Origin of the sequence: Ochrobactrum vermis, from assembly GCF_002975205.1 — a bacterium.
In the GTDB taxonomy this organism is placed as follows: domain Bacteria; phylum Pseudomonadota; class Alphaproteobacteria; order Rhizobiales; family Rhizobiaceae; genus Brucella; species Brucella vermis.
In genome coordinates, this window is sequence record NZ_PCOC01000001.1 from 1,155,765 (window position 1) to 1,170,471 (window position 14,707).

The window sequence follows — 14,707 nt, forward strand, 5'->3', positions numbered from 1 at the left end:
GCCTATCGCAATCTTATTCAGCCAGTCCTAGCCATTGACGGCAATCAGCCAGTGCGCGCGCGGAGAGTGCGTGTTTCTTGGCAATAGTCTTTTCCTTGCCGCGCAGACGCTTGCCTTCCGGCTTTGGAACATCGATGGGCGGAAACAGGCCGAAATTCACATTCATAGGCTGGAACGAGCGCTTGCCCGGTTCGTCGTCGGCAACGATATGCCCGCCGGTAATATGACCGAGCAGGGCACCGAATGCGGTCGTCCCCGGAGGTGAGGCCAGCGTCTGCCCAAGTTTTTCTGCAGCCGTGAAACGACCCGCCAGCAATCCGATGGCGGACGATTCGACATAACCTTCACAGCCCGTCACCTGGCCGGCAAAACGCAATGTCTCGCGTGATTTCAGGCGAAGCGTACCATCGAGCAGCACTGGCGAATTCAGATAGGTGTTGCGGTGAAGGCCGCCGAGACGGGCGAACTCCGCATTTTCCAGACCCGGTATCATCTTGAAGATGCCGGTTTGAGAACCGTATTTCAGTTTCGTCTGGAAGCCGACCATATTGTAGAGCGTGCCAAGCGCATTATCCTGGCGAAGCTGCACGACGGCATAAGCCTTCACAGTCGGATTGTGGGCATTGGTGAGCCCCATCGGCTTCATCGGGCCATGACGCAAGGTTTCCGGTCCGCGTTCGGCCATGACCTCGATCGGCAGGCAGCCATCGAAATAGGGCGTGCCTTCCCATTCCTTGAAGTCGGTCTTGTCACCTTCGACCAATGCGGCCACAAAGGCTTCATACTGCTCCTTGTCCATAGGGCAGTTGATATAGTCTTTTCCAGTGCCGCCCGGACCAACCTTGTCATAGCGCGACTGGAACCAGCATACGTCCATATTGATCGAATCAAAATGAATGATCGGTGCGATGGCATCGAAGAAGGCCAAAGCATCCGCGCCGGTTTGTGCCTGAATAGCCTCGGCGAGCGAGGGCGCTGTCAGGGGGCCGGTGGCAACGATGCTCGTTCCCCACTCCTCTGGCGGCAAGCCGGTGACTTCTTCCCGAACGATGGTAATCAGCGGATGAGCTTCGAGCTTTGCAGTAACAGCCTGGGAAAAGCCTTCGCGATCAACTGCCAAAGCGCCGCCAGCGGGGACCTGATGTGCGTCGGCACAAGCCATGATGAGTGAACCGGCGAGGCGCATCTCGGCATGGAGAACGCCAACAGCATTTGTCTCGGCGTCGTCCGAGCGGAAAGAGTTGGAGCAGACAAGCTCGGCCAGCTGTTCGGTCTTATGGGCATCGGTGCCGCGTACAGGGCGCATTTCGTGCAATATGACGGGCACGCCCGCCTGCGCGAGCTGCCACGCAGCTTCAGAACCGGCAAGGCCACCGCCGACGACATGAACGGGTGAAAGATCGGGTGTGTTTGACATGGCGTTTTCCTTATCGCCTTTGCGGAATGCCTTCAATGGAGAAGGCTAGCCAGGGGGAAATAGAGCCAAAAAAAATGGCATCCGTCGCGGGAGGAGGAGCGACGGATGCCATTATGGTAAGACCGGCATTGGGAGGAGGAGACCGGTCTTGTTATCGCAAAACCTGGGAGGAGGATGGTTCTGCGATGAACCAAGTCTGGTGGGAGGAGGATCCAGACTTGGAGAAACCCGTATCGGGAGAAACTATGAGGCTCGTTAAATTAGCGAGCCTTGGTCTGGCGAGCCACGAACGGAATGTCCGCGCGGGAAATGCCAAGATCGTTCAGCTCACGAGTGGAGAGCTGGCTGAGTTCATTGACGGTGTCGCGATAACGGCGCCAGTTGTTGTAAGAGCGGAGGATGTTCATCGTGCTATTCCTTCATCGTTGAGGAACTGGAGTTCTGTTCAATTCATCTCGTTTGTTGCCCATCATATAAGCTATTGTTTTCGCAGGTTGCAGACCCGAGTTTGCATAGCTGCTTTGCGGGTTCTGCAAGTCACGCTAAATCGATTAGACTGGTAGGGCACAAAATTGCCGCAAAGCGATTTGATCTCGCTCTTTGCCGACAGCGGAGTTTCCTATATGTTCTCAAACGCTTACCGTTGCGTCGGCAACAACTGACAGAATGACCAGGAGCTAATTTGTCATTTTCCATTTCTGTTGAACGCCTGATCGAGAGATGGCAGCGAGACGGTCTGATCAATGCGGAAACAGCATCGAAACTGAAGGCCGACCTTGAAAAGCGTGCTTCGGTCTTCAGCCTCGGTTCCGTTCTGGCCACCCTTGGCGGGCTGCTTCTCGGCGCAGCCGTTATCATGCTGGTTGCTGCGAACTGGCAGGAGATGCCGCGCCTGATGCGTATCGGCCTCATCTTTGTTCTTATATGGGGTAGCTATCTTGGCGGTGCCTGGCGGCAATCTCGCGGTGACAAGCTGTTCCCGGCCACACTCTATATTGTGGGGGCTGCATCATTCGGGGCAGGGCTGGCGCTCATGGGGCAAATGTATCATTTGTCCGGCGATATCCATTCCGCCGCAATCTACTGGTCTGTCGGCGTCCTGATTTCAGCCTTTCTTCTGCGATCGCCGGTATTGGCGGCTTTCGGTGCCGGGGTCGCCTGTTTCTATCTTTCGACCTACGTATTCGAGGGCTCGTCCTACGATGATATGACCTATCGCTGGGTCGGTCCGCTACTTCTGCTCTTTGGCGCTGGGGCAGCCCTTTTCACGCGCTCGCGGCATGCGGCGCATCTATGGTCCATGTTCTCCATAGGTTGGGCTTTGCTCGTTTACGCCGAGCACGAGAGCAATACGGTGCTGGTGCTCATGCTGATCATGGGAATCGGCCTGATACTGGCTGACGGTTTTGCCCATGCGACGCTGCAAAGACTGACGCGCTTTGCGCATCCGCTCGCAGCATACGGCCTGCTTCTGGCGCTGTTGTCGCTCGTCACACTTCAACTCAACCAGATGTTCTCCTATTCCGGCGTTACCGCAAGTCTGGATCGGGACATAATATATAGCATCTTCATATTGGCGCTTTCGATCGCAGCCATTGCAATTGGTGGCCGGAACAACGGCGGCTTGCGTTCGATAGCCTATGCCGCTTTCTCGATCGAAGTCCTTTATCTGGCCTTTCAGACGGTCGGTACGATGATCGGAACATCAGGCTTCTTCCTGACAGCGGGCATTCTCGTGCTGCTGCTGGCTGCATTTGTGCGACGTATGGAGAACCGTTTCGGAAGGAAAAGCAGTGCGGAGGCTCGCCCATGACCATTCGGTTTAAATGGCTCTATGTCGGGGCAACCATCACCGCATTGCTACAAACAGGCATTCTTTATGCAGGTATCGAAAAACGTGCTTCTGTCTTGCGTTCAGGCGCGGAAGTGACACTTCAGACGGAACCGTTCGATCCGCGCGACCTGATGCGCGGCGACTATGTTGTTCTGGGTTACGAGATTTCCAGCCTGTCGCGAAAGGACATTCTGGGCGAACGTCCGGCTGGCTCGCGTACTGTCTATGTGGCGGTGAAACCTGATGCGAACGGAATAGCACGCTTCTCGCGCGCCTCATTCCATCCGTTTTCAGAGCTTGCGTCGGATGAGGTGCAGATTCGCGGCGAAGCCGTCTATTCCATCTCGGATGATCCGCAATCGAATATCCGTCTCAACTTCGGTATTGAACGATATTATGTGCCCGAGGGGCAAGGACGTGCAATAGAAGACAGTCAGCGGGAGCGGCGGATCACCGCTGTGGTCGCTGTTGATCCGAAGGGAGCGCCCGTCATTAAAGCGCTGCAGGAAGACGGGCTACAGCTCTATCAGGAGCCGCTTTATTGATCCTGCAATCACTCCCTGTTTCAAAGGGGTTGGCTGATGCGGCAGGATCGCTATATAGAGACGGGAAGGGTAGTCTGATCGAGCGTGGTAATTCTCTGCTGGGAAGGCGGCTTTTTTCCTTTGAACCGGGAAAATTGGATGATATAGAGACGCGCGCTTTCGAGGGCAGTTCAAGATCTGAGACGAATTTGGTGCGTTCTAAAGAATGCGCTTCGGTTCAGAAGCGGATATGGCGAAATTGGTAGACGCACCAGATTTAGGTTCTGGCGGGAGACCGTGGGGGTTCGAGTCCCTCTATCCGCACCAACTGCCTTAAGGCAAAAGAATTTCTCTCCCGCGACGAGGCATAAGCGCCGGTAACGGCGGGACAATGACAAGAAGTGAAGGTTTGAACATGCAGGTTACCGAAACGCTCAATGAAGGGCTGAAGCGCGAGATTAAAGTCGTGGTTCCGGCCGGAGATCTCGAAGCCAAGCTCGCTGAGCGGCTCGATACCGCGCGCGGCCGCGCCAAGATCAACGGCTTCCGTCCAGGCAAAGTGCCAGCAGCACATCTGCGCAAGACCTACGGCAAGTCCTTCATGGCTGAGATCGTGAACGAAATCCTGAGCGATTCGTCGCGCTCGATTCTCGCTGAGCGCAACGAAAAGTCTGCTACGCAGCCTGAAGTCATCTTGTCGGAAGACGAAAAAGAGGCCGAACTGGTTCTCGACGGCAAGGCCGATTTCGTTTTCTCGCTGAACTACGAAGTTCTGCCGGCAATTGAAGTCAAGGATTTCTCCAAGATCGCGGTGACCCGTGAAGTCGTTGATATTTCCGATGAGGAAGTTGACGATCAGGTCAAGCGTATCGCTTCGTCGACCCGCGCCTTCGAAACCAAGAAGGGCAAGGCCGAAAACGAAGATCGCGTCACGATCGACTATCTCGGCAAGCTCGACGGCGAGCCTTTCGAAGGCGGTGCGGACAATGACGCACAGCTCGTTCTCGGTTCGGGTCAGTTCATTCCGGGCTTCGAAGAGCAGCTCGTTGGCGTCAAGGCCGGCGACGAGAAGGTTATCAACGTAACTTTCCCTGCTGAATACGGTGCAGCTCATCTGGCCGGCAAGGAAGCTACCTTCGACATCAAGGTCAAGGAAGTTGCCAAGCCGAACGAACTCGTTCTCGACGACGAAACTGCAAAGAAGCTCGGTATCGAATCGCTTGAGCGTCTGCGTCAGGTTGTTCGTGAACAGATCGAAGGCCAGTACGGTCAGATCACCCGTCAGAAGGTAAAGCGTCAGATTCTTGACGCTCTGGACGGCGATTATCAGTTCGACACGCCGCAGAAGCTGGTTGACGCCGAGTTCAACAACATCTGGCAGCAGATCAACTTCGACCTCCAGCAGGCTGGCCGCACGTTCGAAGACGAAGAAACCACCGAAGAAGCTGCTCGTGAAGAATATCGCAAGCTTGCTGAGCGTCGCGTGCGTCTCGGTCTGGTTCTCTCCGAAATCGGTGAAAAGGCTGGCGTTGAAGTTTCTGAAGAAGAGCTGCAGCGCGCTGTTTACGACCAGGTTCGCCGTTATCCGGGCCAGGAAAAGGAAATCTACGACTTCCTGCGTAAGACGCCGGATGCCGTTGCCAACCTTCGCGCCCCGATCTTTGAAGAAAAGGTCGTTGATCATCTGCTCGCCAACATCAACGTGACCGACAAGAAGGTCTCGAAGGAAGAGCTGACGGCTGAAGACGAAGATGCTGCTTCGGAAGCAAAGCCTGCCAAGAAGGCTGCTGCGAAGAAGAAGGCCGCTCCTAAGAAGAAGGCCGACGAAGACAAGTCCGAAGAGGCTTAATCTTCTCCGTCTGACGAATTTGGAACTGGCCGCGCATTGCGCGGCCTTTTCCGTTTCAACCCACGGATAAACGGCTGAAAAGCTTGCATCCGGTGGGGCTTTGCTCTAGCCAGTAAGCAATCAGTTTCAGCCCAATCACAGTATTGTCGAGCCAGTAATGTCACTTATCGATACGCGCACGCCTGAACCGAAACGCTTTATCTCCGGCGCCACCGGCGACTGGGAAGTCGTCATCGGCATGGAAGTCCATGCGCAGGTCACGTCAGAATCGAAGCTGTTTTCCGGTGCCTCCACTTCGTTCGGCGCGGAGCCTAATTCCAATGTCTCTCTGGTAGATGCGGCGATGCCGGGTATGCTGCCGGTGATCAATCTGGAATGCGTCAAACAGGCGGTTCGCACGGGCATCGGACTCAATGCTCAGGTCAATCTGAAATCGGTTTTCGACCGCAAGAACTATTTCTATCCCGATCTGCCGCAGGGCTATCAGATTTCGCAGTTCAAGCAGCCGATTGTTGGCGAAGGCAAGATCATGATTTCGGTCGGCCCGGACAATAAGGGCCAGTTCGAAGACGTGGAGATCGGCATCGAGCGCCTGCATCTGGAACAGGACGCAGGCAAGTCTCTGCACGACCAGCATCCGACCATGTCCTATGTCGATCTGAACCGTTCTGGCGTGGCGTTGATGGAAATCGTTTCCAAGCCAGACCTGCGTTCGTCGGATGAAGCCCGCGCTTATCTGACGAAGCTGCGTACGATTGTTCGTTATCTGGGCACTTGCGACGGCAATATGGACGAAGGCTCCATGCGCGCCGACGTGAACGTCTCCGTGCGCCGTCCGGGCGGCGAGTTCGGCACGCGTTGCGAAATCAAGAACGTCAACTCGATCCGCTTTGTCGGTCAGGCGATTGAATATGAAGCCCGTCGCCAGATTGCCATTCTTGAGGACGGTGGTTCCATCGATCAGGAAACGCGTCTGTTCGATCCGGTAAAGGGTGAAACCCGGTCCATGCGCTCCAAGGAAGAAGCGCATGATTATCGTTATTTCCCGGATCCAGACCTTCTGCCGCTCGAATTCGACCAGGCATTCGTGGATGCATTGGCAGCAGAGCTGCCGGAACTACCGGACGTCAAGAAGCAGCGCCTCGTCGAGAAGCAGGGCATCTCGATTTATGATGCATCGATCCTCGTGACCGAGAAGGCGATTGCCGATTACTACGAAACCGTTGCTGCCGGTCGTGACGGAAAGGCCGCTGCGAACTGGGTCATCAACGATCTTCTTGGTGCTCTGAACAAGGCAGGCAAGGACATCGAGGAATCACCTGTCAGCCCGGAACAGCTCGGTGCGGTTATCGATCTGATCAAGGACGGCACGATTTCCGGCAAGATCGCCAAGGACCTCTTCGAAATCGTCTGGAACGAAGGCGGTGACCCGAAGAAGCTCGTTGAAGAACGTGGCATGAAGCAGGTCACGGATACCGGCGCCATCGAAAAGGCTGTCGATGACATCATCGCTGCCAACCCGGAAAAGGTCGAGCAGGCAAAGGCCAAGCCGACGCTGGCTGGCTGGTTCGTCGGTCAGGTCATGAAGGCAACTGGCGGCAAGGCCAACCCGCAATCTGTCAATGACCTGGTCAAGGCCAAGCTCGGGATCGAAGAGTAATGTGGGTAAGAAGCGCGACAGAGGCTGATCTCAAGGCAGTGCACGAACTGCTTGTATCGACTTGGCACGCGACCTTCGATGACATTCTCGGGCGGGAAATGGTCAATGCCATTACCGCCCAATGGCACAGCATTGCTGTGCTGAAGACCAATCTGAAAAAGCCTTACTCGGAGTTCATCGTCGCCGACAATGGCGAAGGCGGCATCGACGGAATGGCGTTTGCCAGCCAGGCCGAAGAAGGTAAGGCTTCGCTGCATCAGCTTTATGTTCGTCCTGATACGCAGGTTCAGGGTATAGGGACGATGCTTCTCGCAGAAATCGAGATGGCTTTTCCTGATGTTCGAACCATGAAGCTTGAAGTGATCGAGAAAAACGCCAAAGCGGTGAATTTCTACGAACGCAAAGGCTATACCAAAGTGGGTCGTAACGAAGATTGGGGTGATCCCAATTGCAAGGAACCTGTGCTGGTAATGGAAAAGTCGCTCGAAAGCTGGAATATGTAATGCATGTCTCCCAAAGCGGGGATCGGCTTGAGACCAAGACATGCGAGAGTATAAAAGCCTGAAACGCGCAGCGCTTTAGCCTCTTCATACTCTTGTGACAGCGGCAACTTGACCCTTGCCATGGCCGAGCGATAGGGCCATAAGCAAGAAAACCCGGTGGTTTCGATCACCTGTGGCAATGATGGATCTGGAATAGGTCATGAAGAAATTTATTACGCAAGTTTTCACCTGGTGGAACGGCCAGACGCTCGGCACACGGTTTCATACGTGGCGCAAGGGCGAGCGCGTCGGTGAGGACGAGTTCGGCAATATCTATTATCAGGGCGGCAAAGACTCCGAAGGTCGGACGCGTCGCTGGGTAGTCTTCAATGGCTATGCGGAAGCAAGCGCTATTCCTCCCGGCTGGCATGGCTGGATGCACCATCGTGTCGATACGCCGCCTACCAAGGAAGATTACAAGCCGCGCGACTGGCAGAAGCCGCATTTGCAAAACCTGACTGGTTCTCCGCTGGCTTATCGCCCGAAGGGCGCTATCGCCCGTCCGGGCACGGAACCTGCGGAACGCCCGCGCGTGACCGGCGAGTACGATGCCTGGACGCCGGGCAACTGACAATCGGTTATTCTTTTTATCCGGCGCGTTTATTCGCGCCGGATTTCTTATATGCCCACCTTTGTTACGCAATAGCGGAAAAGGTTTGAGGATAGACGGCTCACTTCGCAACAACGACTGCATTGCGGCTTGCGACAGGGCAACGAATCGTCACATTTCATGCTTAGGAATTGTTCCGGCTTAATTTAAACCCTTTGGATGCGGATCTCCGTTTTGACGAAGCAATCTCACGGCGCGGCTGGCAACGGAAAAAACTCGATCAAAAGAGCAGTTCAAATTGCCCTGATTTCGTTCATGGCGACCACCAGCACCTTTCAGGCAGCCATGGCCGAACGCATCACCAATCCGGTTGCTGAGTTCTCAGGTCTCGATAAAATCACCGGACGCATCACGACATTCGACGTCTATATCAATGAGACGGTCCAGTTTGGCGCCCTTCAGGTAACGCCGAAAGTTTGCTACTCGCGCACCGAGAACGAAGCGCCACGCACGGATGGTTTTGTGGAAGTCGATGAAATCACGCTGGATCGCAAGATACGCCGTATTTTCACCGGCTGGATGTTTGCCGATAGTCCCGGACTCAATGCTGTCGAACACCCAATCTATGACGTTTGGCTGAAGGACTGCAAACAGAAGTCGGAAGTGCCACCGCCAGATCAGCGCAACTGACCGAAAATCAATTGGAGCGCGTTTCGATCTGATTGAATTAAGCCGACGCTCTAAGTATTTGTTCTCACGCGCATCATTTCCGAAAACCGGTTCCCGTTTTCGGGAGACATGCTCTAGAAACGTGCGATCCCGTCGAGCGCGTTTTCCAGCAGTTTCTCGTATTTCTTTCGTGGAACTTCCACTGCGCCAAATCTTATAAGATGTGGCGTGGTAAACTGCGTGTCGAGAAGCACGAAGCCTTGCCTGATCAGATGCTGGACCAGATAAGCAAGGCACACCTTTGATGCATCGCGCTTACGCGTGAACATGCTCTCGCCGAAAAATGCGCGTCCCAGTGTGACACCGTAAAGCCCGCCGACAAGCTGACCGCCATGCCACGCTTCGACCGTGTGGCAATGCCCAATCTCAAATAATTTCTTATAGGCTTCGCGGATCGGCCCATTGATCCATGTACGCGCGCGTTCGCCGATTCCGCTGGCGCAACCTTCGATCACGCCGTCAAAATCGCTATCGAGCCTTATGTCAAAAACACCCTGGCGGATGATCTTCTGAAGACTTTTCGGCAGGTGGAAGCCATCAAGCGGGATAACGCCACGCTTCTCAGGACGAACCCAGAAGACCTCGGGGTCATCGGCTTCTTCGGCCATGGGAAATATTCCCGTGGCATAGGCCCGCAGGAGCAGCTCCGGTTCGATTGAATAGTCGTCCGGGGAAACTCCTGCGGTCACTTTTGTCAGGCGCTTTCGCTCTTGGTTTTCTTGGCCAGATATTTTTCCAGCCAATGAATGTCATATTCGCCGTTCGCAATGTCCTGATTGGCGATCAGGTCCTGGAAAAGCGGCAAGGTGGTTTTCACACCATCGACCACGAACTCGTCCAGCGCACGGCGCAGGCGCATCATGCATTCCACGCGATTGCGACCGTGTACGATAAGCTTACCGATAAGGCTGTCGTAGTAAGGCGGAATGCGATAGCCGGAATAGACGCCCGAATCCACGCGGATACCAAGGCCACCCGGCGTATGATAATGCGTAATCAGGCCTGGCGAAGGCGCAAATGTCAGCGGATCTTCGGCGTTGATACGGCATTCGATGGCATGGCCGGAGAACCGGATGTCCTTCTGCTTTACCGACAGGCCAAGGCCAGCCGCAACGCGAATCTGTTCGTGAACAAGATCGATGCCCGTGATGGCTTCCGTGATCGGATGTTCCACCTGAAGACGTGTGTTCATTTCGATGAAATAGAATTCGCCGTCCTCATAAAGGAACTCGATCGTTCCCGCACCGCGATAGCCCAGTTCCGCACAGGCATTGGCGCAGACCATGCCGATCTTCTCGCGTGCCTCAGCATTGAGCGCCGGTGAGTTGGCTTCTTCCCATACTTTCTGGTGACGGCGCTGCAAAGAGCAGTCGCGTTCACCCAGATGAATGGCATTGCCAGCACCGTCGCCCATGACCTGAACTTCGATATGGCGCGGCTTTTCGAGATATTTCTCGATATAGACTGCGTCATCACCGAACGCTGCTGCTGCTTCGGACCGAGCCGTTGCAAGAGCGATGGAGAGATCTTCCTCGCTGCGGGCGACCTTCATACCGCGTCCGCCACCGCCGGACGAAGCCTTGATGATGACCGGGTAGCCGATTTCCTTTGCGATGCGAGCCGCTTCCACGTCATCCGTCACGCCGCCATCAGAACCAGGGACGACCGGAATGCCAAGGCGCTTTGCAGTGCGCTTGGCTTCGATCTTGTCGCCCATGATGCGGATATGCGAAGCGGTGGGGCCGATGAAGGTGATGCCGTGCGCTTCAAGAATTTCCGCGAACTTGGCATTCTCCGACAGGAAGCCGTAACCCGGATGGATTGCATCGGCACCGGTGATCTCGCAAGCCGCGACGATCTGATGAATATTCAGATAGCTGTCGCGCGATGGCGGTGGGCCGATGCAGACGCTTTCGTCTGCCAGCCGCACATGCATCGCGTCGGCGTCTGCCGTGGAGTGAACGGCGACGGTCTTGATGCCCAGTTCCTTGCAAGCCCTGAGCACGCGAAGAGCGATTTCGCCACGATTGGCTATGAGTATCTTTTGAAACATTGCGCTTTGCTGCCCGTTCATTGAATAAGCCGTAATCTTCTGTCTTATTCGATTATGACGAGCGGCTCACCGAATTCAACCGGCTGAGCGTCTTCGATGAGAATGGCCTTGACCGTACCGGCGCGTGGAGCCGGGATCTGGTTCATGGTCTTCATGGCTTCAATGATAAGAAGGGTCTGACCTTCCTTCACCTGTGCGCCGACCTCGATGAAGTTGCGAGCACCCGGAGCCGGGGCAAGATAGGCGGTGCCAACCATCGGTGACGGAACGGCGTTCTTGGACAGCTCGGCCTTTGTCGGCTCAGCGGCAGCAACAGGTGCGGCGGCTGCAGCAACGAGGGCTGGAGCCGGCATAACGGTCGCTGCGGCCTGAACCGTAACCTTGCGCGAAACGCGAATACGCAGATCGCCATGTTCGACTTCGATGTCGGTGAGGTCGGTTTCATTGAGAATGTCCGCCAGGTCGCGGATCGTTTCCTTGTCGATGACGGAATTTTTGCTGGACATATCAGGCCCCTTTTACGCTTTGCCCGTTGTTTTCTTCTTCTTTGGCAATTGCCGCAAGCGCGCGCAGACCGAGCAGATATCCTTCCGCGCCAAAGCCGCAAATAACGCCTTTGGCGACTGCGGATACATAGGAGTGATGCCGGAAAGCCTCACGCGCATGAATGTTCGAAAGATGCACTTCCACGACCGTTACCTTGGCCGAGCGGATCGCATCGTGAATAGCAACCGAAGTGTGGCTGTAGGCGGCAGGATTGATGAGGACATAGGCGTTTTTGTCGCCAGCCTCCTGAATCCAGGTTACCAGATCGCCTTCGTGGTTGGATTGACGGAAATCGACATCAAGCCCGAGTTGTTCAGCCTCACGCTTGCAGTCCGCCTCGATATTCTCGAGCGTTGCAACACCGTATATCCCCGGTTCTCGTTTGCCGAGAAGGTTGAGATTGGGGCCGTTCAAAACAAATATCGTTTTTGCCATATCCGTCCGCGACTGATAACGCGTTTACCACGAAATTTCGGTACACTTCGCATTTCATATAGAGGGCTTGGACGCAAGTCGAAACCCTCTAAATCATTGCAGATGTTTTGCCGAACCGGTTTTTCCCGCTATTCTTTGCAAAATAGGCAGACAATACGGCAATTTCTCTTCTTGCAACGCAAACATTGGATGCCACGGCTTAAACTGTTTCACAAAAGCGATCAGTCAAGCCATGGCGGGACAGCTTATTTTTTTGCTGCAGCGCGTGCAGCCGCGATTCTCTCGATCAACCCGTCAGCACCGATCGCTCCTGGCACCAGTTCATCACCGATGATGTAGGATGGCGTGCCGGTAATGTTGAGCTGCTGCGCCAGCTGATAGGTCTGCTGGAATGCGCCCGTAATTGCCGGGTCCTTCATCTTTTCACGTAGCTGCGCTTCATCGGCGCCCAGTTTTACGGCATCGGCGATGGCGGATTCTTCCGTTGCACGTTCCTGCGCACCCAGCAGCACTTCATGGAATTCAGCATATTTTTCTGGCATCAGCGCTTTGAAAGCCTGCGCCACAATATGCGCCTTGGCTGAATCCGGTCCGAGAATCGGAAATTCCTTCAAGACAAACCGCACGTTCTTGTCGGTTTTCAGGATCGCTTCCATGTCGGGCAGGGCACGCTTGCAATAGCCGCAATTGTAATCGAAGAACTCGTAGACGGTCACGTCGCCGTCGGGATTGCCAAAGACGGCATCATGCTTGGGATCGTAAAGGGTGCTGCTATTGGCAGCCAATACCTGCTTGGTCTGTTCCTGCGCCGCATGCGCCTGCTTGGTCTCCAGCGCGCTTTGTACCTCCAGCATCAATTCCGGATTCTGGATGAGGTAGTTGCGAACGACATTTTCAATAGCTTGCTGGTTCATTGCTGCGGGAGCAGCGGGGCTTTCTACAGCAGTCGAAACCTGCCGGGCGGTACCTGCATAGTAACCCACTGCAAGTGCAGCGATGCCCACGATGCCGCTGGCAACCGTTATGGAAACTATGTTCTTCATTCCAAAATTCCTATCTGTCTTGAATGCCGGTCTCAGGTGCGAATAGCTGTCTTATTTGCTTTTCTTGGCATTGATTATGTCTTGCGCACGAAGCCATTCAGGTGAACGGGGTTTCATCTGCTTTTGTGCACGGATGGCGAAGATCTGGGCTTGCTGAAGCTTGCCCGAATAATAGTTCATATCGGCAGTGGCGAGGTCTGCGAGGGCCATGTCGCCTTGTTGTCCATAAGCCTGCGCCAGATAGCCGTAGCCTCCTGGAAACTCCGGATCGGAGGCAATGCCTGCCTTGATTTCCTTGATTGCGGTGGGCATGTTTGCCTTGGCACCGGTGAGCATAAGGGCGCGCCCGTAGCTCATACGCAGCAATGGCGACTTGCGCGGATCGAGTGAAACGGCCTTCTGGAAGGCTTTTGCCGCCCCTGCCGCATCGTTGGCTTTCAGCAGGACTTCCCCGCGCATTTCCTGAAAATACGGGTTCTTCGGCTGTTCCTTGATCAATGCATCGAACTTCGGCAATGCAGCGCGGGCCGAGCCGTTCAGATAGGTCGTAATGGCATTGCCATAGCGCGCAGGGAGGCCACCGGGATTGCTGCGGAACATACGCTGCAACGCACCCATATTGCCGGAATAGGCCGCAATCTTCGCTCGAGCCATGTCGTGGCGCTGTTGCAGGGCTGGAGAATCGGTCTTGTTGAAATAAGGGCTCTTTCGCGCGAGCTCCTCAAGGTTCGAAATCCGTTCCCGCGGGAGTGGGTGGCTGATGCGATATTGGTCGATCTGCGTGCCGGTAAGCGACAGAGCTGATGCGAAGCGCTCGAAAGTATCGAGCATGCCCTTGGTCGATTGTCCTGTGGCATTAAGATAGTTCACGGCAAGGCGATCGGCGGTCATTTCTTCGGTGCGCTGATAATTGAGTACGCTGCGCATGGCTATTTCGCTTGAGCCCATGGCAATGCCCGCTCCGGCGCCAGCTGCATTGCCGCTGCCGCTTGCAGCCCCTGCAACGCCAGCTCCAACACCAAGCAGCATGCCGATGATCGCCATATTGCGGGCACGGCTCAATTGTTGACGCAAGCGCTCCTGATGCCCGCCAGCAAGATGCCCCGATTCGTGCGCAATCACGCCAATGATTTCATTGGGCGTCTCTGCCTGCATGATTGCGCCTGTATTGATAAAAATACGGCGTCCATCGACGAAGGCATTGAAGCTTTGTGAATTGACCAGAATGACCCGAACGCCACGGCCGCCCAGACCGGCTGCCTTGAGGATCGGCGCAGCATAATCGGCAACAAGTGCCTCAATCTCCGCGTCCCGAACGATCGGCACGCCACCGCCGCGCGATTGAGCGAATGCGGGCAGGGCACTGGTAACAGCTATAGACAGTGCGGCCACCGTAGCGACCGAGCGGCGAACAAAACTTTGGAAAGAAAATCTTCTGGCTGGGAAAGGTGTAGTCATCGTCCCCATCGTGCTGTTCTTCCTTCTTGAAACCGGCGCGAATCTTATAACCTTTGCATTCAATCAC

The 14,707-nt window shown here is 55.1% G+C and carries 15 protein-coding genes and 1 tRNA gene; 8 read left to right on the forward strand and 8 right to left on the reverse strand.

Annotation, left to right across the window (positions count from 1 at the left end; genetic code table 11):
• Positions 1-13: 13 nt before the first annotated feature.
• Together trmFO and CQZ93_RS05620 are read right to left on the reverse strand one after the other, a co-directional pair.
• Positions 14-1,417, reverse strand: coding sequence for a methylenetetrahydrofolate--tRNA-(uracil(54)-C(5))-methyltransferase (FADH(2)-oxidizing) TrmFO (gene trmFO / locus CQZ93_RS05615; protein ID WP_105541711.1), 1,404 nt, complete (start codon positions 1,415-1,417; stop codon positions 14-16).
• A gap of 260 nt (positions 1,418-1,677) precedes the next feature.
• On the reverse strand, positions 1,678-1,824 hold the full coding sequence (locus CQZ93_RS05620; RefSeq protein WP_105541712.1) for a DUF1127 domain-containing protein: 147 nt from the start codon (positions 1,822-1,824) through the stop codon (positions 1,678-1,680).
• Between the two features lie 275 nt (positions 1,825-2,099).
• On the opposite strand from CQZ93_RS05620, the gene CQZ93_RS05625 reads away from it, so the two are divergent.
• The 8 genes from CQZ93_RS05625 (at position 2,100) to CQZ93_RS05665 (ending at position 9,066) form a co-directional block, all read left to right on the forward strand.
• On the forward strand, positions 2,100-3,230 hold the full coding sequence (locus CQZ93_RS05625; RefSeq protein ID WP_105541713.1) for a DUF2157 domain-containing protein: 1,131 nt from the start codon (positions 2,100-2,102) through the stop codon (positions 3,228-3,230).
• Positions 3,227-3,796, forward strand: a complete 570-nt coding sequence (locus CQZ93_RS05630) for a GDYXXLXY domain-containing protein (RefSeq protein WP_105541714.1) — start codon at positions 3,227-3,229, stop codon at positions 3,794-3,796. The genes CQZ93_RS05625 and CQZ93_RS05630 overlap by 4 nt, the downstream gene beginning before the upstream one ends.
• A gap of 223 nt (positions 3,797-4,019) precedes the next feature.
• Positions 4,020-4,102 (forward strand) — tRNA-Leu (locus CQZ93_RS05640).
• An 88-nt stretch (positions 4,103-4,190) separates the two neighbouring features.
• Entirely contained in the window at positions 4,191-5,624 is a 1,434-nt protein-coding gene (gene tig, locus CQZ93_RS05645) for a trigger factor (protein WP_286153441.1), read from the forward strand.
• A 157-nt stretch (positions 5,625-5,781) separates the two neighbouring features.
• Positions 5,782-7,284, forward strand: a complete 1,503-nt coding sequence (gatB, locus tag CQZ93_RS05650; protein ID WP_105541717.1) for an Asp-tRNA(Asn)/Glu-tRNA(Gln) amidotransferase subunit GatB — start codon at positions 5,782-5,784, stop codon at positions 7,282-7,284.
• Positions 7,284-7,787, forward strand: a complete 504-nt coding sequence (locus CQZ93_RS05655; protein ID WP_105541718.1) for a GNAT family N-acetyltransferase — start codon at positions 7,284-7,286, stop codon at positions 7,785-7,787. The genes gatB and CQZ93_RS05655 overlap by 1 nt, the downstream gene beginning before the upstream one ends.
• Before the next feature lie 199 nt (positions 7,788-7,986).
• Positions 7,987-8,397: an NADH:ubiquinone oxidoreductase subunit NDUFA12 gene (locus CQZ93_RS05660; RefSeq protein ID WP_105541719.1), complete on the forward strand. Its 411-nt coding sequence runs from the start codon at positions 7,987-7,989 to the stop codon at positions 8,395-8,397.
• Positions 8,398-8,595: 198 nt separating this feature from the next.
• Positions 8,596-9,066 (forward strand): DUF2155 domain-containing protein, encoded by a 471-nt coding sequence (locus tag CQZ93_RS05665; protein ID WP_105541720.1) that lies wholly within the window; start codon positions 8,596-8,598, stop codon positions 9,064-9,066.
• A 113-nt stretch (positions 9,067-9,179) separates the two neighbouring features.
• Here CQZ93_RS05665 and aat read toward each other — a convergent pair whose 3' ends face one another.
• The 6 genes from aat to CQZ93_RS05700 all read right to left on the reverse strand — a co-directional run bounded on the left by aat (position 9,180) and on the right by CQZ93_RS05700 (position 14,649).
• Positions 9,180-9,749, reverse strand: coding sequence for a leucyl/phenylalanyl-tRNA--protein transferase (aat, locus tag CQZ93_RS05670; protein WP_105543190.1), 570 nt, complete (start codon positions 9,747-9,749; stop codon positions 9,180-9,182).
• Between the two features lie 50 nt (positions 9,750-9,799).
• Entirely contained in the window at positions 9,800-11,158 is a 1,359-nt protein-coding gene (gene accC / locus CQZ93_RS05675) for an acetyl-CoA carboxylase biotin carboxylase subunit (RefSeq protein ID WP_105541721.1), read from the reverse strand.
• Positions 11,159-11,202: 44 nt separating this feature from the next.
• A complete protein-coding gene (gene accB, locus CQZ93_RS05680) occupies positions 11,203-11,664 on the reverse strand; it encodes an acetyl-CoA carboxylase biotin carboxyl carrier protein (RefSeq protein ID WP_105541722.1) in 462 nt (153 codons plus the stop codon).
• A gap of 1 nt (position 11,665) precedes the next feature.
• Entirely contained in the window at positions 11,666-12,139 is a 474-nt protein-coding gene (gene aroQ / locus CQZ93_RS05685; protein WP_105541723.1) for a type II 3-dehydroquinate dehydratase, read from the reverse strand.
• A 245-nt stretch (positions 12,140-12,384) separates the two neighbouring features.
• Entirely contained in the window at positions 12,385-13,182 is a 798-nt protein-coding gene (locus tag CQZ93_RS05695) for a DsbA family protein (RefSeq protein WP_105541725.1), read from the reverse strand.
• A gap of 51 nt (positions 13,183-13,233) precedes the next feature.
• Positions 13,234-14,649 carry a M48 family metalloprotease gene (locus tag CQZ93_RS05700; RefSeq protein ID WP_105541726.1) on the reverse strand — a complete coding sequence of 472 codons (1,416 nt, stop codon included), beginning with the start codon at positions 14,647-14,649 and terminating at the stop codon, positions 13,234-13,236.
• Positions 14,650-14,707: the final 58 nt, after the last annotated feature.